Below are 23,181 nucleotides of genomic sequence, written 5' to 3' on the forward strand. Positions count from 1 at the left end.
GATCTTGCTTTCTCGTAAGAACTCGTAACACGATCATGAGGGTGGGTTGTTGAGGCGTCGCCAGCAGATGAGTGCGCAGGCAAGTGAGACGAACGCGTTGTGGAGGTCGAGGCGCCTCTCCCAGCGGACGGCGAGGCGCTTGAACTGGTGGGGCTGGGCGAAGGTCTGCTCGACGACATAGAGCTCGTAACACGATCTTGGTGATCATTACTGGTGGGGCGTGACCGATGTGACGATTCGTCCGTTCGTGATGGCGTGAGCAACAAGCCGTGGATGGTGGACGACGAGCTGTGGGCCCGGATCGAGCCGCTGCTGCCGGCATGGCCGGAGCGGTCGCCGGGCCCGCGTCCGGTGGACGACCGGCTGTGTCTGCAGGGCATCCTGTTCGTGCTCTACACCGGCATCACCTGGCAGCAACTGCCGCCGGAGCTGGGCTTCGGCTCCGGGCAGACCTGCTGGCGCAGACTCGGCCGCCGGCAGAAGGCCGGGGTGTTCGAGGCCCTGCACCGCATACTCCTGGCCGAGTTGAACGCGGCCGGACTGATCGACTGGACGCGCGCCCGCGTGGACGCCTCCCACGTGCGCGCGAAAAAGGGGGCGAGGCAACCGGCCCGTCGCCGGTCGACCGCCGCAAGACCGGCAGCAAACACCACCTGATCAGCGACGGCGGCGGCATCCCGTTCCACGTGATCACCACCGCCGCCAACGTCAACGACGTCACCTTGACCCTCGACCTGGTCGACGGCATCCCGCCGGTTGCAGGCCGGGTCGGACACCCCCGAAAGCGCCCCGACGCCCTGCTCGGCGACAAGGGCCACGACAGCAACCCCAACCGCCAGGAACTGCGCAAACGCCGGATCCTGCCCGTCATCTCCCGCCGCGGCGAACCCGACATCATCGGCCTCGACAAGCTCCGCTGTGTCGTCGAGCAGACCTTCGCCCAACTCCACCAGTTCAAGCGCCTCGCCGTCCGCTGGGAGAGGCGCCTCGATCTGCACGAAGCCCTCGTCTCGCTGGCCTGCGCGATCATCTGTTGGCGGCGCCTCAGGCGGCCTGCTCAGCCGACTCGCAGACCGTGACCGCCAGACGTTCGCCGTCTCTGGCTTTCACGACATCGACCAGGATCTCGCTGCCCTCATGGAAGCGCAGGGTGAAGACCGGATCGAGATCCATCAAGCGGTCGAACACCTCGCGACGATCATCCGACAGGAGTTCAGGGCCGAGTAGCGCGTCACAGACCCAGTTGTCGTCGGCGGGACGGATCGATACCTGCACGTCGAACTCGCCCAGGCACGTCGACCCATTGGCCCACCACTCCAACCTCGCTGGCCCCTCATAGCTGTCCATCGCCCAAGTATCCCGGTCGACCAAGCGTGCGAAAACGGGGCCGCTCGGCACAACTGCAAGATCGTGTTACGAGTTCTACGTGCTGGCGGGCAATACGCCGGTCCTCGTGCACAACACCGGGTTCTGCCTCCAGGCCGCGAACTCGGCCGTGCTGAAGGCGGTGGAGAATCCCTCCGCCTTCTTCATCAAGAACAAGCACCTCTCCTTCTCCAGAGGAACCTGGGCGAAGTTCGACTCCGCCGACATCGCCGAGGTCCAGGGCTGGGTGGCTCAGGCACTCAAGTCCGACAAGGCGGTGTTCATGCAGAACGGGCTCCGCGACACCTTTAAGGTGGAGGTGGACACGGGAAGGGTCATCGGCACCCAGGGGCAGACGGGCATCAGGATCATCGTGTCGAACGACGGCCGGGTGATCAACGCCCTCCCCGTCAACCCGTGAGGAAGCGAGCCGCTCCAATGAGAATCGATTACCACGGCATCAACGCGGCCGATCTGCGCGGATCAACGATCGCCGACTACCTCGTCAACATCGAAGCGGACTTCGAACTGAGCGACGAGGCCGGGGTGATCTACTCGGAATTCGCCTTCCCGATCGCGGAACTCGCGCGGGAGCTGGCGCGATGGATCGCCCAGGGCGAAGACGTGGCAACGGACTTCTCCTTCTCGTCGCTCTCGTTCCCCGAACCGGGATCCGTCACGATCACCCGAAGCGGTTCGGGCTGGACGGCGGGGTCGATGTTCGCCGACGACAGGACTCCGGCGCCCGTCCCGTGGGCTGTCCTCGCACGCGGCATCGAAGGGTTCGTGGAAGACGTGCGCAAAGACGTCGCCGCCCTGGGAATCGATCCGAGCTTCATCGGCGCGACCCGGGATTGATCAGCGGATACCGGTGGATGCTCCTTCGCTAGGAGTGTCCACCGTCCCGGAAGCCCTCACCGGCTTCCGAAGGCAGCAGAGCTGCCCCCTGGAAAAGCACTGTGGGACCCGGGCTTCCCGGGTCCCACAGTGCTTTCCGGAAGACTCCCGGACCAGCTCTTGCGGCCCGCGAAAAGGAACGAAGGTGCCCCCGGCTTCCCTCGTCGTGGCCCGCCGTCAGGCCGTGCGCGCGCCCGGGGAGTCGGCGGCCGCCGTGCGGGCGGCGTCGGCGTGGCGGGTGAGGACGAGGTGGGCGAGTTCCGGGGCGGCGCCGAGGACGGGGGCGAGGTGGTCGGCGGCGTGGGTGGTGGCGGCGGTGGCGATGCGGTCGGGGAGGAGGCCGGGGGCGAGCAGGTAGGGGGCGACGGCGGTGGTGCGGACGGCCGTCTCGCGGCGGAGGGCGGCGAGGGCGTCGGCGGTGCTGGGGCCGGTGCCGGAGGCGTGCGCGGTGGTGACGGCGGCCCAGCCGCGGGTGCGGTGCCAGTGGGCGGCGACGGCGCGGGTGGTGGCGTTGGCGGCCGGGTCGGAGGAGCCGGCGGCGGCGAGCACGATGCCGGTGCGGGCGCGGACGGCGGGGTCGGCGACGTCCAAGCCGGTCTCGGCGAGGCGGCGGTCGAGGGCGTCCAGCAGCAGCGGGGAGGGGCCGAGGACGTCGGCGACGGGGATGGCCGAGCCGGCGGCGCGCAGCGCGGCGGGGATGTCGTGCTTGGCGTGGAAGGCCCGGTTGAGCAGCAGCGGGACGGCGACGGCGTCGGTGAGCCGGGGGGCGACCTGGGTGATCCGCGGCGCGCAGTGGTCGAGGTAGGCGGTGCTGACGGTGAGGCCGGGCGCCAGGGCGCGGACGGTGTCGGCGAGCGCTTCGACGGTGGCGGCGTGCCGGGGGTCGCGGGAGCCGTGGGCGAGCAGCAGCAGCGGGGGGAGCCCGGTGCCCCCGCCTCCAGGCGTGGAGGCGGGGGACGCGGGTGTGGTGCGTGGTGCCATGGGTGTCAGCGCGAGTTGACCAGGAGGCCGCGGCTGCGCAGGACGCGGCGCTCCAGCGGGGAGAAGAACAGCAGGTCGATGGCGACGCCGACGATCAGGATCAGCAGGATGCCGAGGAAGACGCCGGACATGTTGGAGAACTCGCGCTGGTTCTCCAGGAACCGGCCGAGGCCGAGGCCCAGGTCGGGTGAGGAGGCGATGAGTTCGGCGGCCATCAGCGAGCGCCAGGAGAACGCCCAGCCCTGCTTGAGGCCGGAGAGGTAGCCGGGCAGCGCGGCCGGCAGCAGGATGTGCCGGGCGCCGCGCAGGCCGGTCGCGCCGAGGGTCTGGCCGGCCCGCAGGTAGATCGGCGGGACCTGGTCGATGCCGCTGATCAGGCCGTTGGCGATGGACGGGACGGCGCCGAGCAGGATCACCGCGTACATCGCCGAGTTGGTGATGCCGAGCCAGATGATGGCGGCCGGGACCCAGGCGACCGAGGGCAGCGACTGGAGGCCGGAGAGCACCGGGCCGAGCGCGGCGCGGACCGGCTTGAGCTGGGCGACGACCAGGCCGATCGGGGTGCCGATCAGCACGGACAGGCCGAAGCCGGACAGGCCGCGCCAGACGCTGGTCCAGATGATCGAGAACAGCGTGCCCGCGTACCAGAGTTCGGTGAGCGAGTCCCAGACGTCGGCGGGGCTGGGGAGCTTGTCGGGGGTGGTGAGTTCCAGGCTGTAGGCGAGCTGCCAGACGGCCAGCACCAGCAGGACGCCGAGGACCGGCGGCAGGACCTTCTGCCGGAGCACCGCGCCGATCGGGGTGCGCTGCGCCTGGACGGTCTCCAGGGCGTCGAGGCCGGCCTCGACGCTGGCGTCGTCGGAGGCGGCGGCGGCCTTGGCGAGGGGAGCGGCGGTGTCAGTGCTGGACATGGCGGCGGATCTCCCCACGCAGTTCTTCGGTGATCTCGATGGACAGGTCCGCGACCCCGGCCGACTCGATCCGGCGCGGCTGCGGCAGGTCGATCCGCCACTCCTTGGCGACCCGGCCGGGGCGCGAGGAGAGCAGCACGACGCGCTGGGCGAGCCGGACCGCCTCGCGGACGTTGTGGGTGACGAACAGGACGGCGAGCCGCTTCTCCGCCCAGATCCGGGTGATCTCGTCGTGCAGCACGTCCCGGGTGATGGCGTCGAGCGCGGCGAACGGCTCGTCCATCAGCAGGACCTGCGAGCCCTGGGCGAGCGAGCGGGCCAGCGCGACGCGCTGGCGCATGCCGCCGGACAGCTCGTGCACGCGCTTCTTGTAGGAGCCCTTCAGCCGGACGAGTTCGAGCAGCCGCTCGGCCTCGGGCTGCCGCTCGGCCTTGGGGACGCCGGCCAGCCGGAGGGCCAGTTCGATGTTCTTGCCGGCGGTGAGCCAGGGGAACAGCGCGTGGTCCTGGAACATCAGCGCGGGCCGGCCGCCGGGCACCTCGATGGTGCCGGAGGTCGGCTTGTCCAGGCCGGCCACCAGGTTGAGCAGGGTGGACTTGCCGCAGCCGGAGGCGCCGAGCAGGGTGACGAACTCTCCGGGGGCGACGGTGAGGTTGATGTCCTCCAGCACCGGTGCGGCGGTGCCGGGACGGCCGAAGGTCTTGTGCACGTGCGAGATCCGGACGGCGGTGTCGCCGTCCGGACTTCCCGCGCCGGGGACGTCGGGCGAGGTGGTCAGTGCCGTGGTCACGGGCACCTCCTGCGGGTGTGGTTCCGGGCAGGGCAGGGATCGGTGTCCGGGGTCCGACCCCGCGCCCGCCCGGTGAGTGGGCATCGGTCGGGCGGGCGCGGGGTGCGGACCTCGGGGCCTGGAAGGAGTTACTTGGCGCCCAGGCCGGCGTCGGCGACGGCCGGCTGGTTGTTCGCCTTCAGCACCTTGTTGAGCAGGGTCAGGTCGTAGATCCCGGCCAGGTTGGGCTTCTTGAGCAGACCGGCGGTGACGGCGTGGTCGGCCTCGGCCTGCAGGGTGTTGGCCAGCGGGTCGTCGATGAAGTCGATGTCCTGCCAGGCCGGGTCGAGGATGGCGGCGTCCAGCGCGTTGCCGGCGTCGGCCTTGATCTGCTCGTTCGCGGCGGTCTTGGCCTGGTCGGAGTTGGCCTTGATCCAGGCGTTGGTCTTCACCGAGCCGCGCAGCACCGCCTCCACCACGTCCGGGTGCTCGGTGAGGAACTTCTGCGAGACGATGATGTTGGTGATGACGAACTTCTTGTCCGGCCAGACGTCCTTCTCGTTGAGCAGGACCTTCGCGCCCAGGCTGACCAGCTTGGAGGCGGTCGGCTCGGGCACCCACGCGCCGTCGATCGAGCCGGACTTGTACGCGTCGGGGGTGACCTTGTTGTCGGTGCGGAGCACCTTCACGTCGCCGTCGCCGGTCTGGGCGTCGACCTTGTAGCCCTTCTCCGACAGGTAGTTGAGCAGGGCGACGTCCTGGGTGTTGCCGAGCTGCGGGGTGGCGAGCTTCTTGCCCTTGAGGTCGTCCAGGGTCTTGATCTTGTCCGGGTTGACGACCAGCTTGACGCCGCCGGAGGCGGAACCGCTGATGATCTTCAGGGACTTGCCGCCGGACTGGGTGTAGCCGTTGATCGACGGGGAGGGGCCGATCCAGCCGATGTCGATCGAGCCGGCGTTCAGCGCCTCGATCTCGGCCGGGCCGGCGTTGAAGACCTGGGTCTTGATCTTGGTGCCGCCCAGCTCCTGCTGGATGATGCCCTGCTTGAGGCCGACCAGCGCGGTGCCGTGGGTCAGGTTGGCGAAGTAGCCGATCTTCACGGTGTCCGCGGAGAGCTTCGCGCCGGAGGCGGAGGCGGCCGGGGCCGCGGAGGCCTTGTCGTCGCTCTTCGCGCCGTACGAGCAGGCCGAGAGCAGGCCGGCGGTGGTCAGCACGGCGACGGCCGCCACGGCGGCGCGTCTGGTCCGGCCGGCGGCGGGGCGTGCGGAGGTATGGGTGGGCTGGGTGCTCGGTGCCATGAGAGGTGTCCCGTTTCGAGAGAGAAGGAAGTACCGCGTGCCTGAGGTGCTGTCGGAGGCCGGACCGCCTCCGTCGTTCCTGCTGTGGGGAGGAGCGACGGCAGCGGGCCCGGTGACAGGGGCTCAGCGCCCCTGTCCGCCCCCACATCGCGTCAGGCCGCCCTGGCCGCTGCCGAGGACGCCGCTGCCGATGCGGCCGCCTTCCTTGTCCATGCCCGAGAACGCCTCGCTGGGCATCAGACCCAGTCCTCCTCGTGAGAAGCGTCGGTGGTGCTGACGGTGTCGAACGCCTCGCCCGCCATGCCGGCGGTGAGCGTGGTCCCGTCGGACGGGTCGATCAGGATGAACGAACCCGTGCGGCGGTTTTCGGTGTAGTCGTCGAGGGCCAGCGGCTCGGCGGTGCGCAGCACCACGTGGCCGATGTCGTTGACGTTCAGCCCCTCGGCGCCGGAGCGCTGTTCGAGCGAGTCGATGTCGATCCGGTAGCTGATCTCCTTGACGAGCGCGCGCACGGTGCGGGTGGTGTGCTTGAGCAGCACCTTCGCGCCGACGTGCAGCGGGCGCTCGCTCAGGTGGCAGACCGTCGCCTCGATGTCCTTGGTGGGGACGGGCAGCGGCGCGGCCGCGATCAGGTCGCCGCGGGAGATGTCGATGTCGTCGGCCAGCCGGACGGTCACCGACTGCGGGGCCCAGGCCAGTTCGGTCGGGACGCCGAGCGCGTCGATCGCCGCGACGGTGCTGGTGTGGCCGGAGGGCAGCACCGTCACCGCGTCGCCGACCCGCAGCACGCCGGAGGCCAGCTGGCCCGCGTAGCCGCGGTAGTCGTGGTGCTCCTCGCTCTGCGGCCGGATCACGTACTGGACCGGGAACCGGGCCGGCTCGGCGCTCGGGTCGGTGCCGACCGGCACCGTCTCCAGGTGCTCCAGCAGGGTCGGGCCGCCGTACCAGTCCATGTGCGCCGAGGGCTCGACCACGTTGTCGCCGGCCAGCGCCGAGATCGGCACCGCGACGACGTCCTTGACGCCGAGCGAGGCCGCGTAGGCGGTGAACTCGGCGGCGATGGCCGCGAAGACCGGCTCCGCGTAGTCGACCAGGTCCATCTTGTTGACGGCCAGCACGACGTGCGGGACGCGCAGCAGGGCGGCGACCGCCGCGTGCCGGCGGGTCTGCTCGACCACGCCGTTGCGGGCGTCGACCAGGACGACGGCGAGCTCGGCGGTGGACGCGCCGGTGACCATGTTCCGGGTGTACTGCACGTGGCCGGGGGTGTCGGCGAGGATGAACCGGCGCCGGGCGGTGGCGAAGTAGCGGTACGCGACGTCGATGGTGATGCCCTGCTCGCGCTCGGCCCGCAGGCCGTCGGTGAGCAGCGCCAGGTCGGGGGCCTGCTGGCCGCGCCGGCGGGAGGCGTGCTCGACGGCCTCCAGCTGGTCGGCGAGGACCGACTTGGAGTCGTGCAGCAGCCGGCCGACCAGGGTGGACTTGCCGTCGTCGACGGAGCCCGCGGTGGCGAAGCGCAGCAGCGAGGTGGCGGTTGCTTCTTCGGTGGTGCTCATTGCTTAGAAGTACCCCTCGCGCTTGCGGTCTTCCATCGCGGCCTCGGACATCTTGTCGTCGGCGCGGGTCGCCCCCCGTTCGGTGAGGCGGGAGGCGGCGATCTCGGTGATCACGGCCTCGATCGTGTCGGCGTCGGAGTCGACCGCGCCGGTGCACGACATGTCGCCGACGGTGCGGTAGCGGACCTGCCGGGTCTCGACCGGCTCGGTGGCCTTCGGGCCGCCCCACTCGCCGGCGGTCAGCCACATGCCGTCGCGCTTGAACACCTCGCGCCGGTGGGCGTAGTAGATCTCCGGGAGCTCGATGCCCTCGCGCTCGATGTACTGCCAGACGTCCAGCTCGGTCCAGTTGGAGAGCGGGAAGACCCGGACGTGCTCGCCGGCCGCGTGCCGGCCGTTGTACAGCGACCACAGCTCGGGGCGCTGGCGGCGCGGGTCCCAGGCGCCGAACTCGTCGCGGAGCGAGAAGACCCGCTCCTTGGCCCGGGCCTTCTCCTCGTCGCGGCGGCCGCCGCCGAACACGGCGTCGAACTTGCCCGCCTCGATGCCGTCCAGCAGCGGGACGGTCTGCAGCGGGTTGCGCAGCCCGTCCGGGCGCTCGCGCAGCACGCCGCGGTCGATGTAGTCCTGCACCGCGGCGACGTGCAGCCGCAGGTTGTGCTTGGCGACCGCGCGGTCCCGGTAGGCGAGCACCTCGGGGAAGTTGTGCCCGGTGTCCACGTGCAGCAGGGCGAAGGGCACCGGCGCGGGCGCGAACGCCTTCAGCGCCAGGTGCAGCATCACGATGGAGTCCTTGCCGCCGGAGAACAGGATCACCGGCCGCTCGAACTCGCCCGCGACCTCGCGGAAGATGTGCACCGACTCCGCTTCGAGGGCGTCCAGGTGGGACAGCGCGAAGGGCGTGTCCTCGGCCCGGAACAGGCGCTGCGTGGTGACGGTCATGCCAAGCCCCTCTCGGTCAGGAAGGCGTGCAGTTCGGCGGCGGACTCGGCGACCGTGCGGCCCTGCGTCTGCAGGCGCAGCTCCGGGCGCTCGGGCGCCTCGTACGGGTCGTCGACCCCGGTCAGGCCGGAGATCTCGCCGGCGGCCTGCTTCGCGTACAGGCCCTTGACGTCGCGCTCGGAACAGAGCTCGACCGGGGTGGCGACGTGGATCTCCAGGAACTCGGTGCCGTTGCCGGCGTGCCGCTCGCGGACGGCGGCGCGGGAGTCGGCGAACGGGGCGATCACCGGGGCGAGCACCTTGACGCCGTTGGCGGCCAGCTTCTCGGCGACGAAGCCGATCCGGGTGACGTTGGTGTGCCGGTCCTCGCGGGTGAAGCCCAGGCCCTTGGAGAGGAACTCGCGGATCTCGTCACCGTCCAGCACCTCGACCCGGTGGCCCTCGGCGCGCAGCCGCTCGGCCAGCGCGAACGCGAGGGTGGTCTTGCCCGCGCTGGGCAGGCCGGTCAGCCACACGGTGGCGCCGCGCTCGCGGCCGGCGGCCGCATTCTCGGCGGTGGTCACGGTGGTCTCTCCTGACGGTTGGTGACGGTGGTTCAGGTGGTGCGGTGGGTCCGGCGGCGGGGCTCAGAGGTGGATGCCGCACTCGGTCTTGCCGGAGCCCGCCCAGCGGCCGGCCCGGCCCTGCTCGCCCTCGCCGGGCTTGGCGGTGCAGGACAGCGGCGAGCAGCCGATCGAGGTGTAGCCCTCCCACAGCAGCGGGTTCAGCAGCACCCCGTTGGCCTGGACGTACGCGTCGACGTCGTCCTGGGTCCAGCGGGCGATCGGGGCGATCTTCACCTTGCGGCGCTTCGGGTCCCAGGCCACCACGGGGGTGTGGGCCCGGGACGGCGACTCGTCGCGGCGCAGGCCGGTCGCCCAGGCGTCGTACCCGCCCAGGCCGCGGTTCAGCGGCTCGACCTTGCGCAGCGAGCAGCACAGGTCCGGGTCGCGGTCGTGCAGGTGCGGCCCGTACTGGGCGTCCTGCTCGGCCACGGTGAGCTTCGGGGTCAGCGTGATCACGTTGACCGGCATGGTCGCGGCGACCGCGTCCCGGGTGCCGATGGTCTCCGGGAAGTGGTAGCCGGTGTCCAGGAAGACCACGTCCACGCCGGGCAGCGCGGTGGAGGCCAGGTGGGCGACCACCGCGTCCTCCATCGAGGAGGTGACGCAGAACCGCTTGCCGAAGGTGTCGGCGGCCCAGCGCAGGACGTCCTGCGCGCTGGCCTCCTCCAGGTCGCGACCCGCGGCGACGGCTATCGCCTCGTAGTCAGTCGCGGTCGTCATGTCCGGTACCCCCGTGGTTCGTTGACAGCAGGCCGAGGAACTTCAACTGGAAGCCCCGGCGGCACGACCGGCATTCCCACGCGCCGTGGCCGCTCTCGGACGGGCGCAGGTCCTCGTCCCCGCAGTACGGGCAGTAGAAGGGCGCGGCACGCTCGCTCACGACAGCTGCTCCTCGGTGGCCCGCACGGTCCACTGGGCGAACCGCTCGCCGTCCTGCCGGTCCGCCTGGTAGCGGGTCAGCACGCGCTCGACGTAGTCGGGCAGTTCGGCGCTGGTGACCTTCAGGCCGCGGATCTTGCGGCCGAAGCCGGCGTCCAGGCCGAGCGCGCCGCCCAGGTGCACCTGGAAGCCCTCGACCTGGTTGCCGTCGGCGTCGGTGACCAGCTGGCCCTTGAGGCCGATGTCGGCGGTCTGGATCCGGGCGCAGGCGTTCGGGCAGCCGTTGATGTTGATGCTCAGCGGCTCGTCGAACTCCGGCAGGCGGCGCTCCAGTTCGTCGATCAGCGACTGGCCGCGGCCCTTGGTCTCGACGATCGCCAGCTTGCAGTACTCGATGCCGGTGCAGGCCATCGTGCCGCGCCGGAAGGTCGACGGGGTGACCCGCAGGTCGAGCGCCTCCAGCCCGGCCACCAGCGACTCCACCTGGTCCTCGGCGACGTCCAGGACGAGCATCTTCTGCTCGACGGTGGTGGCCAGCCGGTCGGTGCCGTGCGCGGCCGCCAGGTCGGCGATCTGCCCGAGCAGCTTGCCGTTGACCCGGCCGACCCGCGGCGCGAAGCCGACGTAGAACCGGCCGTCGCGCTGCCGGTGCACGCCGACGTGGTCGCGCCAGCGGTCGCTGGGCTCCTGCGGGCCGGGGCCGTCGAGCAGTTCGCGCTTGAGGTACTCGTCCTGCAGCACCTGGCGGAACTTCTCCGGGCCCCAGTCGGCGACCAGGAACTTCAGCCGGGCGCGGGTGCGCAGGCGGCGGTAGCCGTAGTCGCGGAAGATGCCGATCACGCCGGCCCAGACGTCCGGGACCTCCTCCAGCGGCACCCAGGCGCCGAGCCGGACGCCCAGCTTCGGGTTGGTGGACAGGCCGCCGCCGACCCACAGGTCGAAGCCCGGGCCGTGCTCGGGGTGGACCACGCCGACGAAGGCGATGTCGTTGATCTCGTGCACCACGTCGAGCAGCGGCGAACCGGAGATCGCGGTCTTGAACTTGCGCGGCAGGTTGGAGAATTCCTTGTTGCCGATGTAGCGGCGGTTGATCTCGTCGATCGCCCAGCTGCCGTCGATGATCTCGTCCTCGGCGATCCCCGCGACGGGGGAGCCGATCACCACGCGCGGGCAGTCGCCGCACGCCTCGGTGGTGGACAGGCCGACGGCCTCCAGCTTCTCCCAGATCGCCGGGACGTCCTCGATCCGCACCCAGTGGTACTGGACGTTCTGCCGGTCCGTCAGGTCGGCGGTGCCGCGGGCGTACTGCTCGGAGACCTCGCCGATCGCCTTCAGCTGGGCCACCGTCAGCTGGCCGCCGTCGATGCGCACCCGCATCATGAAGAACTCGTCCTCGAGCTCGTGCGGCTCCAGGACGGCCGTCCGGCCGCCGTCGATGCCCTGCTTGCGCTGGGTGTACAGGCCCCACCAGCGCATCCGGCCGCGCAGGTCGTTCGGGTCGATCCCGGCGAAGCCGGTGTGGGCGTAGATCGTCTCGATGCGCGTCCGCACGTTGAGACCGTCGTCGTCCTTCTTGAACTGCTCGTTGCCGTTGAGCGGGGTGAAGTGCCCCATGCCCCACTGGCCCTCGCCGCGGTGGCGGGTCACCTTGCGGGCGGCGGGGCGGGCCGCCGGGGCGGCTCCGGCCTGAGGCTCGACCGTTTCGGGAGTGCGGGCCATGGTGTCAATCCTTTGAGCGGCTTGGCAGGTGCGAGGTGCTGGCGGTCCCCGGACGCGCTCCGCTCCCACCTGCGGTCTGTCGTGACGGGTCCCACGCAGGCGGACGGGAGGGGCGACGCTGGCCGGGCAGGTCTTGCGCGCATCCGCTACGACGGGGATGGCGCCGGTGCGGTGCGGCGTGCTTGCGGGCTCAGGTCACCGGACAGATGGCGCTGGACACGCGAAGGAGGTCGACGTGAAGTCGGCCAACTAGGGTGGTTCCGGCGCTAGACATGGCAAGAGATTCGCACGGCGAGCGACTCGCGGTCCACTAACGTCCGAATGCTGGACCTGATTGTTCCGCATAATGGGACCAGGCCCGATCCGGGGCAGTTCGGGGCGGTCCGGCCGGTCGAGGGCCGTCCCGCCCGGGCCGCCCCGCACCGGGCGAACGGCCCGGGCCGATACCGTAGGGGCGTGCAAGCAGCAGGCAGTTCCCCCCACCCGGCCCAGGGCCCCGGGCCGAGCGGCGACCGACCCGCCCGCCGCCGCGGCGGAAAGCGCCGGGCGGCGAAGCGCAGCACCTGGTACGGCACCCTGTGGGCGCTGGTGAAGGACACCACCAACACCTGCGTCGAGTACCGGGTCACCGGCCTCGCCGGAGAGGCCGCGTTCTTCACGCTCCTCTCCATCCCGCCGCTGCTGCTCTGCCTGGCCGGCACCCTCGGCTACCTCGACGACATCCTCGGGGCCGGCACCATCGACAAGCTCAAGCAGGACATCGTCTCGGCATCCGGGACGGTGCTCTCACAAAGCTCCATCGACGAGATCGTCCAACCCCTGCTGCGCGACGTCTTCGACAGCGCCCGGCCGGACCTCATCTCGCTCGGCTTCCTGCTCTCGCTCTGGTCCGGATCGCGGGCGCTCTACATCTTCATCGACACCATCACCGTGATGTACGGCCTCGACGGCAAGCGCGGACTGGTCAAGACCAGGCTGATGTCGCTCGGCCTCTACCTCGGCGCGCTGGTGATCGGCTCGCTGGTGCTGCCGCTGCTGGTCGCCGGGCCCGGACTGCTGATCGGCACCTTCCAGAGCTGGGCCGGCGTGATCAACGCGCTCTACTGGCCCGCCGCGATCGTCCTGCTGGTGGTCTTCCTGACCAGCCTCTACCACGTGGCCGTCCCGGTCTCCACGCCCTGGCGCGAGGACATCCCCGGCGCGCTGGTCGCCCTGCTGGTCCTGGTGGTCTGCAGCGTCGCGCTCCGGCTCTACCTGGTCAGCTCGGTCGAGGGCCACTCCGTCTACGGCTCGCTCGCCGCCCCCGTCGCCGTGCTGCTGTGGATCTTCGTGGTGGCGCTGGCCGTCCTGATCGGCGCCGCCATGAACGCCGCGATCGACCGCCGCTGGCCCACCGTCGAGACCGCCGACGCCCGCGCCGAGAACGAGCGCCTCGCCGAGGACGCCGCCGTCCAGCGCGGCCGCGAGGCCGCCGCCCGCCGGGCCGTCGAACGCGCCGAACGGGCCCGCCAGTTCGGCCTCGCCGAGGGCCACGACGACGACCTCTTCGACGAGGACGACGACCAGCCCGCCCCCAGCGAGTACCCCGAGCGCTGGGCCGGGTTCCTCCCGCACCGCGACGTCCGCCGCCGCCTCGGCGGCAGCGCCGAACGCCGCCGCCGCACCGGCCGCTGAGACCGGCGGGACCGGCGCGGGAGCGGCCGCTGAGACCGGTGGGAAATTCGGTGGCGCGGGTCGTGGACGGCGGCTAGCGTGGCGTCCGCCGATCGAGCGCACCCCGTGGCGGGGTGCGCGAGGCACGTCCGGAGAGGAAGGAGGTGAGGACCGTGAGCCCTGTTCACGCAGGAGTCTTCCCCCGTGTCCAGCAGTCCGCCGAGTCCACCACCACCCGGCCCCCGGTCCACCGCCTCCCGGTGTCGCGCACCCGCTGACGCCGCCCGCGGCCGGGGCCGCCCCTCTCCGCGAAGGATCCCCGTTGACCGCCACGCAGGTCCCCACCCGTACCACCCCCGCCTCCCCGACGCCGCCCGCCGCCCACCCGCTCGCCGGGCTCGGCTGGACGGACGACCGGGCCGCCGCCTTCACCCGCCACGCCGCCGCCGGGCTGCTGCCCGGACGGATCGTCCGGATGGACCGCGGCAGCTGCGAGGTGCTGCTCGTCGACCCCGGGACGGGCGAGCCCGCCGTCCGGCGCGCCGCCACCCGTCCGGTGATGACGGCCGACACCGCGCACAACCCCTGCACCGGGGACTGGGTCGCCTACGACCCGGGCGCCCGGCCCGCCCCCGCCCTCGCGGCGGTGCTGCCCCGCACCACCGCGATCATCCGCAAGGGCGCCCACAAGCGCTCCGAAGGCCAGGTCCTGGCCGCCAACGTCGACACCGTACTGATCGCCGTCTCGCTCGCCGCGGAACCCGATCCCGGCCGGGTCGAGCGCCTGCTCGCCCTCGCCTGGGAGTCCGGGGCCGAACCGCTGATCGTCCTGACCAAGTCCGACCTGGTCCACGACGGCGACTTCGTCCGGGCGGACGTCGAGGCGATCGCCCCCGGTGTCACCGTCCTGACGGTCAGCGCCGAGACCGGCGAGGGGATGGCCGAACTGCGCGCCCGGGCCACCGGCTCCTGCGCGCTGATCGGCCAGTCCGGCGCCGGCAAGTCCACCCTCACCAACGCGCTCACCGGGACGGCCGCGATGACCGTCCAGCAGGTGCGCTCGGTCGACGAGAAGGGCCGCCACACCACCACCGTCCGCGAGCTCGTCCCGCTGCCGGCCGGCGGCGCCGTCATCGACACCCCCGGCCTGCGCGGCGTCGGCCTGTTCGGCGGCGGCGAGGGCATCGGCCAGGCGTTCGCCGACATCAGCGCGATCGCCGCCGACTGCCACTACGCCGACTGCTCCCACCGCACCGAACCCCGCTGCGCCGTCCGCGCCGCCCTCGCCGACGGCACCCTCCCCGAGCGCCGCTGGGAGAGCTTCCTGAAGCTCCAGCGCGAGAACGACTGGATCGCCGCCCGCACCGACGCCCGCCTGCGCGCCGAACGCGCCCGCCACCGCAAGCAGCTCACCAAGAGCACCCGCTCCCGCCCCAAGCCCTGATCGGCAGTAGTCGAGGGGCTCCAGAGGCATCAGAGCGGAGAAGCGCCCACCACCTCGCCGGTGGTGGGCGCTTCTCCATGTCCTGAGATGTTCGGGCGGGGCCGCCTGCCGCCGCCGTTATGACAGGGCGCGAAGACGTCCCTCGGTTTCCTTAACGTCCAGCACGGCATTCTCCAACTCGATGACCCGGCCGGAACTCCCCAGATGTCCGCCCACCACAATGGAGGTGTTCATCAGGTGCGCTTGGACAGCCAATTTATAGCCGGATTCCGGCAGCCTGAAGCGAACATTCAAAGGAGGGCGTGAATCATCCACGACGATAGTCACCACTCCACCGTCATATGATCGCTCCAAGGTGGTGACACGCCCGGAGATGATCGTTTCCTGTGCCTCTCCCCGGTGGGCTGTTGAAATTACTTCCGGAACCTTTTCTTCCCTTGCGAGAGCTATGTGCTCAGGACCAGGAAGGGGCAAGGTTTTTGGCCTCACGCCTTCCATCTGCGGATGAAATTCCTTCAGGTCCTCCAGTTGGAACGAGAAAAAACTCTGCTCCACAGTGGGGGCGGGCAGCGCGGAGGCCCAGGAGAAGGAGAAGTCAATTTCCTTGAGATCATTCAGGTTTTGGAATTTTCCAATGGTTTCCAGGACCATCCCGGCTAGTTCCTCATGGAACTCTCCGTTCGGCGTCCCAGCCGTTCCATGCCCTGTCCCCCCGTATGCCGAGGCGTTCGCCAAGCAGACCGCTCGGGCAAGCATCATCATCATCCTGCGAGCGAGAGGAAGCTGCTCATCGAACTCGTCGTAGTGGTCGGGGGCATGACTCTTTGGGGTCGATGGCCGGTCCGGCTCGTCCAGCAGAACGGTAAAGGTAATAATGAAACTGCCGCGGCGGGTTTGTCCTAGACGGACGTTGCTCTGCATGAATTCAGACACCCGATTCGGCATCCGGCCACGGCCATGACGGACATGGCCTGCGACAGCCGCGTAGGTGAAATTCTTCAACAGTAGGTTGACTCCATGGATGACCTGCTCCCCTTCGGCCAGCGAAACTGTATCGCCCATGGCCCTTCCGGAGAGGCGGACACTTAGGACATCTGTATCGAAGGAACTGATTTTCCGGGAAAGCTCTTCGGCGCTGCAGTCGAAGATCTGTGAGACGGCAGCCAGAGACTCGCTGAAACGGCGATCGAAGTCCACGTAATCGGTTGCAAAGGGGATCATCACCCATTCTGGTTCCGATCCTTCGGAACCGGTGGGACTGCTCCAGATCTCCTTGATTCCTTCGATGCGGTGCTCCAGCGTCCAGCCCTGCGTGGCGAGGAAGCGGGTGACTGTTGTCGGAGAAAATCCAGAGGCCATTTTCCGGAAGCTGTCGAAGTCCGTGGTTTTCATCGCCAGCTCCCTCCGTCGCCGAGCTCCTTCATGAATTTCTGGATGAATTCTGGGTCGAAGTGGTCGTTTCGGCCCAGGGTCACGGTCACGGACCCCTGCCCGTCGGCCGGCTCGGCCGTCCAGTCGAGAGGGTCGGACCACAGCATGATTCCCGGTGAGCGTAGCCCGGATTCGTCCCGAACTGCCCAGTCAGCCGGACCGCTTCCCGGCGGCAGGATCAGGACGACGAGAAGTGCCCGGTTGTACCGCTTCGGGTTGCGGAGCTTCTGGTACGTGGATGTGTCCAGCGAGAACGAGAAGTCGCCGTTGCTGAGCCGGCGCGCCACGCTCGCACTGCTCGTAGCCTTGAGCTGGACGTCGAACCCCGGTTCGGTGAACCGCCGGTACTCCGCGTGGGAGAACACGGTGACGTCCCAGCCGTTGTAGTCGGTGCGTGGATCGCTCAGCGAACATCCTGCCGCGCTCGTTACGAGCGTCAGCCATCCCAGACTGACCTGCTCCTTGGCAGCGGAAGGCGTGAGCCCACAGTAAGGAGGCTCCTCGCTGCCATGCACCTTGCGCGTACCTGCCGATTCACGGTCGATTCGAACATCCCGCCACCTCGGCGGATGGCGCCAGCGAACGGGGCAGGGCATTGACGCACGATCAGTTTAGCGGTTGGTCTGACATCGATCGATGGCGCTTGGAAGGCCGGAAGCGGGCCCTGCTACAGGGCCGACCTGTCCGGCGCGTGCGAGCCGAAACGGCCGGACCACCACTCATGCGAGCTGGGCCCACGGCGATGTCCGAATCCCGCCAGTCGGGGTCCGGGCGATCGCGCAGACTGGAGGGCGTGATCGACGACGAGACCAGGTACCGGGCCGTGGACAGCCGGGACGCCCGCTTCGACGGGGTGTTCTTCACGGCGGTGCGGACCACCGGCATCTACTGCCGTCCGAGCTGCCCGGCCACCACCCCCAAGCGCGCCAACTGCACCTTCTACCCGACCGCGGCCGCCGCCCAGGGCGCCGGCTACCGGGCCTGCCGGCGCTGCCGGCCGGACTCGGTGCCCGGCTCGCCGGAGTGGAACCACCGCGCCGACCTGGTCGGCCGCGCGGTGCGGCTGATCGGGGACGGCGTGGTCGACCGCGAGGGCGTCGCGGGGCTGGCCTCCCGGCTCGGCTACAGCTCCCGGCAACTCCAGCGGCAGCTGACCGCCGAGCTCGGCGCCGGCCCGCTCGCCCTGGCCCGCGCGCAGCGCGCGCAGACCGCCCGGCTGCTCCTGCAGACCACCGAACTGCCGGTCACCGACGTGGCGTTCGCGGCCGGCTTCGCCTCGGTGCGGCAGTTCAACGACACCATCCGCGAGGTGTACGACCGCACGCCGTCCGCACTGCGCGGCGAGCACGGCGGCCACCAACGCAGCCCGGCCGGCGGCGGCACGCTGGCCCTGCGGCTGGCCTACCGGGGCGCGATCGACACCGGCCACCTGCTCGACTTCCTCGGCCTGCGGGCCGTCCCGGGCGTCGAGGAGGTCGTCCCCGGCCCCCGCCCCGGCACCCGCACCTACCGGCGCACCCTGGCCCTCCCGTACGGGCACGGGCTGGCCGAGGTCGACGGGCTCGCCCCCGGGGAGCCGCTCGACCGGGGGTGGCTGGACTGCCGGCTGACCCTCACCGACCTGCGCGACCTGACCACCGCCGTGCACCGGCTGCGCGCCCTGTTCGACCTGGACGCCGACCCGGACGCGGTGGACGCCCGGCTCGCCGCCGACCCGCTGCTCGCCCCGCTCGCCGCCGCCCGCCCCGGGCTGCGCTCGCCCGGCCACGTCGACCCGCACGAGCTGGCCGTCCGGGCCGTGCTCGGCCAGCAGGTCACCGTGGCCGCCGCCCGCACCCTGGCCGGCCGGCTCGCCGAGCGCTACGGCACCGCGCTGCCCGCCGCCGACGGCGGACTGCGCCTGCTCTTCCCGACCTCCGCCGCCCTCGCCGCCGCCGACCCCGAGCACCTGGCGATGCCGAACGCCCGCCGCCGGGCCCTGCTCGGCCTGTGCGCGGCGCTCGCCGACGGCACCGTCCGGCTCGACCCCGGGGTCGACCGCGAACAGGCCGCCGCCGACCTGCTCGCCCTGCCCGGCATCGGCCCCTGGACGGTCGGCTACCTGCGGATGCGCGCGCTCGCCGACCCGGACGTCTTCCTCCCCACCGACATCGGCGTCCGGGACGGTCTGCGCGCCCTCGGCGAGCCCGGCGACCCGCGCACCGCCGCCGAACGCTCCGCCCGGTGGTCGCCCTGGCGCTCCTACGCCCTGCACCACCTCTGGTCGGCCGCCACCGCGGCAGCCGCCACCGCCCGACCCGCCGCCACCCGGCCCGCCGCCCCGACCCGCACCCGCCAGCCCCGCGAGGACCAGCCATGAGCACCGCCGCCCCGACCCTCTTCACCACCATGGCCAGCCCGCTCGGCCCGCTGCTGCTCAGCGGCGTCCGCGACGGCGACGGCTTCGCGCTGGCCGCCGTCACCGCGCCCGGCCAGAAGGGCGCCCGCACCGCGCCCGCCGCCGACTGGGAGCCGGACGCCGACGCGCTGGCCCCGGCCGTCGAGCAGCTCACCGGCTACTTCGCCGGCGAGCGCACCGCCTTCGACCTCCGGCTGGCCCCCGTCGGCACCCCCTTCCGGCAGCAGGTCTGGGACGCCCTGGACGACATCCCCTTCGGCACCACCCTCACCTACGGCCAACTCGCCGACGCCGCCGGCCAGTCCCCGCGCGCGGTGCGCGCCGTCGGCGGCGCGGTCGGCGCCAACCCGCTGCTGATCATCCGCCCCTGCCACCGCGTCATGGGCGCGAACGGCGCCCTCACCGGCTTCGCGGCCGGCATCGACGCCAAGCGCTGGCTGCTCGCCCACGAGGCCGGCGGCCTGCTGTTCTGAGTCGGCCCGGCAGCGGGTGCCGGACGGCATGACGGCTCGTCAGAATCGTTCGGGCGCGGGCTGGTTCAACCGCGGACGCGAACCTTCCGGGGCGCCGGAATCCGACCGGGGGAAGACCACGGGTCGGTCATCGGATGGCAAAGAATCCGCCGCCCGGTCACCCGTTCGAGCCAGAACGGGAATCACCCAGCCGTTCGTGCACCCACGGATCCGCGGCCCGCTCCGCCGCGGCCACCCGGGCCGCCCGGAAACGCTCCGCCAGGTCCGGGTACGGGGCGTCCGCCCAGCGCCACGCGCCGACCGCGCACGCCTGCCGCAGCGGCTCGCCGCCCTCGACCGCGGCGACCAGCTCCTCCTGCAGCCGGCGGCGCCCGCCCGCGACCACCAGCACCTGCGCCAGCCAGCACGGCGAGGAGAGGTCGTCGTCGGCCAGCAGCGCCGCCAGCACCGGCGCGTAGTGCGCCCGGGCCGCCGCCCGGTCCCCGGCCAGCCGCCGGTACGCGGCCTGCCGCTTGTGCCCGATCCGGTGGTACTGCGCGTAGCCGGGGGCCCGCGCGTCCAGCGCCGCGACCCGCGCGTCCGGCTCGGCCGCGTCGTCGCCGACCCGCTCGTCGAGCGCGGCCAGCAGCGCGTCCAGCGCCGCCTCCTGCGCGTCCAGCCGCGCCGCCCGTTCCCTCACCGGTCTCCTCGCGTCCTGTGCCGTCATGCCCCGCCCCGCCCTGTCCCGTCCCGTCCCGCCCGGGCAATACTTGCAGGCGCGGGAATTTGCACATCCGGACTAAGCTTGTCACCACTAGGACCCACCGACGAAGGGAGCACGGCCATGACCCGACCGAACCCCGGCCTGGCGCACGGCTGGTGCGCCCTCACCGCCCTGCACGGCCGGATCGAGGCGCACGTCGAACGCGCCCTCCAGGCGGAGCACGAACTCAGCGTCCGCGAGTTCTCCGTCCTGAACGTGCTCTCCGACCAGCACGACGGCGACGGCGGCCACTTCCGGATGAACCAGCTCGCCGACGCGGTCGTGCTCAGCCAGAGCGCCACCACCCGCCTGGTCACCCGCCTGGAGGACCGCGGCCTGCTCGCCCGCTACCTCTGCCCCACCGACCGGCGCGGCATCTACACCAACGTCACCCCGGCCGGCCTGGACCTCCTCGCCGAAGCCCGCCCCACCAACGACCAGGCCCTCGCCGAAGCCCTCGCCGCCGCCGAGCAGCGCCCCGAGCTCGCCCCGCTGGCCACCGCCGTCCGCGCCCTCTCGAAGCCCGCGGACTGACCCCGGCGGCCCACCCGGGCCCCGCGCCCTTCTCCCCCGGATCCCCCGGATCGGCCCGCGCCCCCGAACGCCGACGGCGGTCCCGGCCGGACCCTCGACGCCACACGGCGACCGGGGTCCGGCCGGGACCGCCGTCCCGTACCGGAGGGCCGGCCCGTCAGTCGGCCTTGCGGCGCTGGCGGCCCGTCCCGTAGTTGGAGCCGCTCTTCGCGCCGGAGCCCGGCTTGGCCCGGCCGGAGGCCTTGCCGATGAAGCCGGCGGCCATCTGGGTGTTGCCGGCGCCGGGGCGCTGCTTGGGGCGGGGTCGGCGCGGGTTGCCGCTCATGTCGACGTCCTTGGGGAGGCCGGCGTCGGCGCGCTTCGCGGGGCGGCGGCGGGCTTCGCCGTCGACGGGCTTGGCGCCGCCGCGGCCGCGTCCCCGGCCGCGTCCGCCGCCGGAGCCGTTCTCGGTGCCGCCCGCGTTCTGCTCGCGGGTGGCGGCCGGGGCGGCGGGCTGGGCGGTGGCGGGGACGGGCAGGGTGACGGCGACGCCGCTGGGGGTGCGGGCGCCGGTGATGCGCCCCAGCTCGCCGTCCTCGGGGCGGACCTTGGTGACGGTCGGCCGGATCCCGGCGATGCTCATCAGCCGGTTGACCTCGCGGCGCTGCTCGGGCAGCACCAGGGTGACGACGGTGCCGGACTCGCCGGCCCGGGCGGTGCGGCCGCCGCGGTGCAGGTAGTCCTTGTGGTCGATCGGCGGGTCGACGTTGACGACGAGGTCGAGGCCGTCGATGTGGATGCCGCGGGCGGCCACGTTGGTGGCGATCAGCGCGGTGACCTCGCCCTCGCGGAACTGGTCGAGGACCCGGTTGCGCTGCGGCTGCGACTTGCCGCCGTGCAGCGCGGCGGCGACGACGCCGTGGGCGCGCAGCTGCTTGGCGAGGCGGTCGGCGCCGTGCTTGGTGTGGACGAACATGATGACCCGGCCGTCGCGGGCGGCGATCCGGGCGGTGGTCTCGGCCTTGTCGGCGGGTTCGAGCTGGAGCAGGTGGTGGTCCATGGTGGTGACCGCGCCGGCCGACGGGTCCACCGAGTGGGTGACCGGGTCGGTGAGGAAACGGTTGACCAGGCGGTCCACGTTGCGGTCGAGGGTGGCGGAGAAGAGCATCCGCTGCCCGCCGTCGGCGACCTGTTCCAGCAGCTTGACGACCTGCGGCAGGAAGCCCATGTCGGCCATCTGGTCGGCCTCGTCGAGGACGGTGATCGCCACGTCCTCAAGGAAGACGTCGCCGCGCTGGATCAGGTCGTCCAGCCGGCCGGGGGTGGCGACCAGCACCTCGGTGCCGCGCCGGACCTGGTTGGACTGGCGGGTGATCGACATGCCGCCGACCACGGTGGTGATCCGCAGGTTCAGCACCCCGGCGTACGGGGCGAGCGCCTCGGTGACCTGCTGGGCGAGCTCGCGGGTGGGCACCAGCACCAGGGCCAGCGGGCGGCGGGCGGTGGCCCGCTTGCCGGCGGTGCGCACCAGCAGCGGCAGGCCGAAGGCGAGGGTCTTGCCGGAGCCGGTCCGGCCGCGGCCGAGCACGTCGCGTCCGGCCAGCGCGTCCGGGAGGGTCGCGGCCTGGATCGGGAACGGCTCGGTGACGCCCTGCGCGCCGAGCTCCCGCATCAGCCCGGCCGGCAGCTCCAGCTCGGCGAAGCTCGCCGCCGGCGGCCGGGACGGGGTGCCCTGCACGGGCGTGAAGTCCTCGGCGACCGCGGGCACGGGGCTGCCGCCGCCGCGGCGCGGACGGCGCGGCTGCTGCTCACCGCCGCCACCGGCCCGGGGGGCGCCGCCGCGCGGCTTCCCGCCGCGGCCGCGCGGCTTCTCCCCGCGCGGCTGCTCGGAGCCGGCGGGGCGCTCGGCGCGGGAGCGCTCGGTACGGGGACGGTCGGTGCGGGGACGGGACTGTTCGGGCATGCGTGTTCCACTTCCTGGGGCCGCCGGCCACCGCGCGCGGGGATCCGCCGCGGGGCTGGGAAACGTGTCGGCCGTCGGAAAGCTGGAAGGGCCGCCCCGGCCGTCGGGCGGCATGGACGAGGGCCCGTACCCTGTGGAGGCACGGGCCCTCGCCTGCAACATCTACGAGTCGGCGTGAGCCGGGACTCAGATGGGACGGATGTTCTCCGCCTGCGGGCCCTTCTGGCCCTGGGTGACGTCGAACTCGACCTTCTGGCCCTCGATCAGCTCACGGAAGCCGGTCGACTGGATGTTCGAGTAGTGAGCGAACACGTCGGCGCCGCCGCCGTCCTGCTCGATGAAGCCGTAGCCCTTTTCGCTGTTGAACCACTTCACGGTGCCGGTAGCCATAACCGTCTCCACTTTCACTGGGGCATTGGGACACACACCTCGTGCGCCCCACGTAGCCGCGATCCCCATCCGGAGACTAAACACCGGACAAAACAAATGCGCCTGTCGGTTGGAACCAGCAGGCGCACACACACGTTCATGGGAACCAATACTGCAACTGCTTCGACAATAGCACGTCGGCCCTCGTCAACGGCGGCAATGGTTGCGCTGGTCACACCGCGTTTCGCGGACGCGCGAAGGGGGCATGCGGAC

The 23,181-nt window shown here is 71.6% G+C and carries 25 protein-coding genes; 8 read left to right on the plus strand and 17 right to left on the minus strand.

The genetic code is table 11. The annotated features are described in order from the left end of the window. Positions 1-273 precede the first annotated feature (273 nt). Positions 274-1,079 (plus strand): IS5 family transposase gene (locus tag KSE_RS39830; protein WP_106437899.1). Its coding sequence is split into 2 segments (ribosomal slippage): positions 274-589 and positions 589-1,079, totalling 807 coding nucleotides; the frame shifts between segments, so codons are not numbered across the junction. On the opposite strand, the gene KSE_RS09710 is transcribed toward KSE_RS39830, so the two are convergent. Continuing rightward, positions 1,045-1,347: a hypothetical protein gene (locus KSE_RS09710; RefSeq protein ID WP_033258185.1), complete on the minus strand. Its 303-nt coding sequence runs from the start codon at positions 1,345-1,347 to the stop codon at positions 1,045-1,047. The genes KSE_RS39830 and KSE_RS09710 overlap by 35 nt on opposite strands. A gap of 79 nt (positions 1,348-1,426) precedes the next feature. Here KSE_RS09710 and KSE_RS09715 point away from each other — a divergent pair, with 79 nt between their 5' ends. After that, a complete protein-coding gene (locus KSE_RS09715) occupies positions 1,427-1,786 on the plus strand; it encodes a hypothetical protein (protein WP_014135119.1) in 360 nt (119 codons plus the stop codon). 17 nt (positions 1,787-1,803) lie between these two features. Beyond that, positions 1,804-2,223, plus strand: coding sequence for a DUF7878 domain-containing protein (locus KSE_RS09720; RefSeq protein ID WP_014135120.1), 420 nt, complete (start codon positions 1,804-1,806; stop codon positions 2,221-2,223). Between the two features lie 216 nt (positions 2,224-2,439). Here KSE_RS09720 and KSE_RS09725 read toward each other — a convergent pair whose 3' ends face one another. From KSE_RS09725 to KSE_RS46310, 11 genes are all read right to left on the minus strand, one after another. Then, entirely contained in the window at positions 2,440-3,243 is an 804-nt protein-coding gene (locus tag KSE_RS09725) for a sirohydrochlorin chelatase (protein WP_014135121.1), read from the minus strand. A 5-nt stretch (positions 3,244-3,248) separates the two neighbouring features. Next, positions 3,249-4,154, minus strand: a complete 906-nt coding sequence (locus tag KSE_RS09730; RefSeq protein ID WP_014135122.1) for an ABC transporter permease — start codon at positions 4,152-4,154, stop codon at positions 3,249-3,251. Further along, positions 4,141-4,944 carry an ABC transporter ATP-binding protein gene (locus KSE_RS09735; protein ID WP_014135123.1) on the minus strand — a complete coding sequence of 268 codons (804 nt, stop codon included), beginning with the start codon at positions 4,942-4,944 and terminating at the stop codon, positions 4,141-4,143. The genes KSE_RS09730 and KSE_RS09735 overlap by 14 nt, the downstream gene beginning before the upstream one ends. A 128-nt stretch (positions 4,945-5,072) precedes the next feature. Further along, entirely contained in the window at positions 5,073-6,221 is a 1,149-nt protein-coding gene (locus KSE_RS09740; RefSeq protein WP_051055156.1) for an aliphatic sulfonate ABC transporter substrate-binding protein, read from the minus strand. Positions 6,222-6,457: 236 nt separating this feature from the next. After that, the gene (locus KSE_RS09750; RefSeq protein ID WP_014135125.1) at positions 6,458-7,777 is read right to left on the minus strand and encodes a sulfate adenylyltransferase subunit 1; all 1,320 of its coding nucleotides are present in this window, start codon (positions 7,775-7,777) and stop codon (positions 6,458-6,460) included. Positions 7,778-7,780: 3 nt separating this feature from the next. Continuing rightward, a complete protein-coding gene (gene cysD / locus KSE_RS09755; protein WP_014135126.1) occupies positions 7,781-8,719 on the minus strand; it encodes a sulfate adenylyltransferase subunit CysD in 939 nt (312 codons plus the stop codon). After that, entirely contained in the window at positions 8,716-9,282 is a 567-nt protein-coding gene (gene cysC / locus KSE_RS09760) for an adenylyl-sulfate kinase (protein WP_014135127.1), read from the minus strand. Before cysC ends, cysD begins: the two co-directional genes overlap by 4 nt. 63 nt (positions 9,283-9,345) lie before the next feature. Next, positions 9,346-10,044, minus strand: coding sequence for a phosphoadenylyl-sulfate reductase (locus KSE_RS09765; protein ID WP_014135128.1), 699 nt, complete (start codon positions 10,042-10,044; stop codon positions 9,346-9,348). Then, positions 10,028-10,204 (minus strand): hypothetical protein, encoded by a 177-nt coding sequence (locus tag KSE_RS43340; RefSeq protein WP_014135129.1) that lies wholly within the window; start codon positions 10,202-10,204, stop codon positions 10,028-10,030. Before KSE_RS43340 ends, KSE_RS09765 begins: the two co-directional genes overlap by 17 nt. Further along, complete coding sequence (locus KSE_RS09770) at positions 10,201-11,922, minus strand: nitrite/sulfite reductase (RefSeq protein WP_014135130.1); 1,722 nt, start codon at positions 11,920-11,922, stop codon at positions 10,201-10,203. Before KSE_RS09770 ends, KSE_RS43340 begins: the two co-directional genes overlap by 4 nt. A gap of 190 nt (positions 11,923-12,112) precedes the next feature. Beyond that, complete coding sequence (locus KSE_RS46310; RefSeq protein ID WP_318264789.1) at positions 12,113-12,196, minus strand: putative leader peptide; 84 nt, start codon at positions 12,194-12,196, stop codon at positions 12,113-12,115. Between the two features lie 182 nt (positions 12,197-12,378). On the opposite strand from KSE_RS46310, the gene KSE_RS09775 reads away from it, so the two are divergent. Further along, positions 12,379-13,596 (plus strand): YihY/virulence factor BrkB family protein, encoded by a 1,218-nt coding sequence (locus KSE_RS09775; protein WP_014135131.1) that lies wholly within the window; start codon positions 12,379-12,381, stop codon positions 13,594-13,596. A 301-nt stretch (positions 13,597-13,897) separates the two neighbouring features. Then, a complete protein-coding gene (rsgA, locus tag KSE_RS09780) occupies positions 13,898-15,019 on the plus strand; it encodes a ribosome small subunit-dependent GTPase A (RefSeq protein ID WP_014135132.1) in 1,122 nt (373 codons plus the stop codon). A gap of 117 nt (positions 15,020-15,136) precedes the next feature. Here rsgA and KSE_RS09785 read toward each other — a convergent pair whose 3' ends face one another. Both KSE_RS09785 and KSE_RS39835 read right to left on the minus strand, forming a co-directional pair. Next, positions 15,137-16,411, minus strand: coding sequence for a hypothetical protein (locus KSE_RS09785; RefSeq protein ID WP_014135133.1), 1,275 nt, complete (start codon positions 16,409-16,411; stop codon positions 15,137-15,139). Then, on the minus strand, positions 16,408-16,965 hold the full coding sequence (locus tag KSE_RS39835) for a DUF4365 domain-containing protein (protein ID WP_014135134.1): 558 nt from the start codon (positions 16,963-16,965) through the stop codon (positions 16,408-16,410). The genes KSE_RS09785 and KSE_RS39835 overlap by 4 nt, the downstream gene beginning before the upstream one ends. A 278-nt stretch (positions 16,966-17,243) precedes the next feature. Here KSE_RS39835 and KSE_RS09795 point away from each other — a divergent pair, with 278 nt between their 5' ends. Next, positions 17,244-18,809: a DNA-3-methyladenine glycosylase 2 family protein gene (locus KSE_RS09795; RefSeq protein ID WP_014135135.1), complete on the plus strand. Its 1,566-nt coding sequence runs from the start codon at positions 17,244-17,246 to the stop codon at positions 18,807-18,809. Continuing rightward, the gene (locus KSE_RS09800; protein ID WP_014135136.1) at positions 18,806-19,321 is read left to right on the plus strand and encodes a methylated-DNA--[protein]-cysteine S-methyltransferase; all 516 of its coding nucleotides are present in this window, start codon (positions 18,806-18,808) and stop codon (positions 19,319-19,321) included. Before KSE_RS09795 ends, KSE_RS09800 begins: the two co-directional genes overlap by 4 nt. A gap of 157 nt (positions 19,322-19,478) precedes the next feature. Here the strand turns inward: KSE_RS09800 and KSE_RS09805 are convergent, their stop codons facing one another. Then, positions 19,479-20,000, minus strand: coding sequence for a hypothetical protein (locus KSE_RS09805; RefSeq protein WP_014135137.1), 522 nt, complete (start codon positions 19,998-20,000; stop codon positions 19,479-19,481). A 144-nt stretch (positions 20,001-20,144) separates the two neighbouring features. On the opposite strand from KSE_RS09805, the gene KSE_RS09810 reads away from it, so the two are divergent. Then, positions 20,145-20,597, plus strand: coding sequence for a MarR family winged helix-turn-helix transcriptional regulator (locus KSE_RS09810; protein WP_014135138.1), 453 nt, complete (start codon positions 20,145-20,147; stop codon positions 20,595-20,597). Positions 20,598-20,754: 157 nt separating this feature from the next. On the opposite strand, the gene KSE_RS09815 is transcribed toward KSE_RS09810, so the two are convergent. Together KSE_RS09815 and KSE_RS09820 are read right to left on the minus strand one after the other, a co-directional pair. Beyond that, positions 20,755-22,539: a DEAD/DEAH box helicase gene (locus KSE_RS09815; RefSeq protein WP_014135139.1), complete on the minus strand. Its 1,785-nt coding sequence runs from the start codon at positions 22,537-22,539 to the stop codon at positions 20,755-20,757. Between the two features lie 186 nt (positions 22,540-22,725). Next, positions 22,726-22,929 carry a cold-shock protein gene (locus tag KSE_RS09820; RefSeq protein WP_014135140.1) on the minus strand — a complete coding sequence of 68 codons (204 nt, stop codon included), beginning with the start codon at positions 22,927-22,929 and terminating at the stop codon, positions 22,726-22,728. Positions 22,930-23,181: the final 252 nt, after the last annotated feature.

This window comes from Kitasatospora setae KM-6054 (assembly GCF_000269985.1).
Taxonomy (GTDB): domain Bacteria; phylum Actinomycetota; class Actinomycetes; order Streptomycetales; family Streptomycetaceae; genus Kitasatospora; species Kitasatospora setae.

What these genes read in the sequence shown, in the direction of transcription:
- KSE_RS09710 (WP_033258185.1), bottom strand. Translation starts at nt 1,347, where the DNA reads ATGGACAGCTATGAGGGGCCAGCGAGGTTGGAGTGGTGGGCCAATGGG.
- KSE_RS09720 (WP_014135120.1), top strand. Translation starts at nt 1,804, where the DNA reads ATGAGAATCGATTACCACGGCATCAACGCGGCCGATCTGCGCGGATCA.
- KSE_RS09725 (WP_014135121.1), bottom strand. Translation starts at nt 3,243, where the DNA reads ATGGCACCACGCACCACACCCGCGTCCCCCGCCTCCACGCCTGGAGGC.
- KSE_RS09730 (WP_014135122.1), bottom strand. Translation starts at nt 4,154, where the DNA reads ATGTCCAGCACTGACACCGCCGCTCCCCTCGCCAAGGCCGCCGCCGCC.
- KSE_RS09740 (WP_051055156.1), bottom strand. Translation starts at nt 6,221, where the DNA reads ATGGCACCGAGCACCCAGCCCACCCATACCTCCGCACGCCCCGCCGCC.
- KSE_RS09750 (WP_014135125.1), bottom strand. Translation starts at nt 7,777, where the DNA reads ATGAGCACCACCGAAGAAGCAACCGCCACCTCGCTGCTGCGCTTCGCC.
- cysD (WP_014135126.1), bottom strand. Translation starts at nt 8,719, where the DNA reads ATGACCGTCACCACGCAGCGCCTGTTCCGGGCCGAGGACACGCCCTTC.
- KSE_RS09765 (WP_014135128.1), bottom strand. Translation starts at nt 10,044, where the DNA reads ATGACGACCGCGACTGACTACGAGGCGATAGCCGTCGCCGCGGGTCGC.
- KSE_RS09770 (WP_014135130.1), bottom strand. Translation starts at nt 11,922, where the DNA reads ATGGCCCGCACTCCCGAAACGGTCGAGCCTCAGGCCGGAGCCGCCCCG.
- KSE_RS46310 (WP_318264789.1), bottom strand. Translation starts at nt 12,196, where the DNA reads ATGTCTAGCGCCGGAACCACCCTAGTTGGCCGACTTCACGTCGACCTC.
- KSE_RS09785 (WP_014135133.1), bottom strand. Translation starts at nt 16,411, where the DNA reads ATGAAAACCACGGACTTCGACAGCTTCCGGAAAATGGCCTCTGGATTT.
- KSE_RS09800 (WP_014135136.1), top strand. Translation starts at nt 18,806, where the DNA reads ATGAGCACCGCCGCCCCGACCCTCTTCACCACCATGGCCAGCCCGCTC.
- KSE_RS09810 (WP_014135138.1), top strand. Translation starts at nt 20,145, where the DNA reads ATGACCCGACCGAACCCCGGCCTGGCGCACGGCTGGTGCGCCCTCACC.
- KSE_RS09815 (WP_014135139.1), bottom strand. Translation starts at nt 22,539, where the DNA reads ATGCCCGAACAGTCCCGTCCCCGCACCGACCGTCCCCGTACCGAGCGC.
- KSE_RS09820 (WP_014135140.1), bottom strand. Translation starts at nt 22,929, where the DNA reads ATGGCTACCGGCACCGTGAAGTGGTTCAACAGCGAAAAGGGCTACGGC.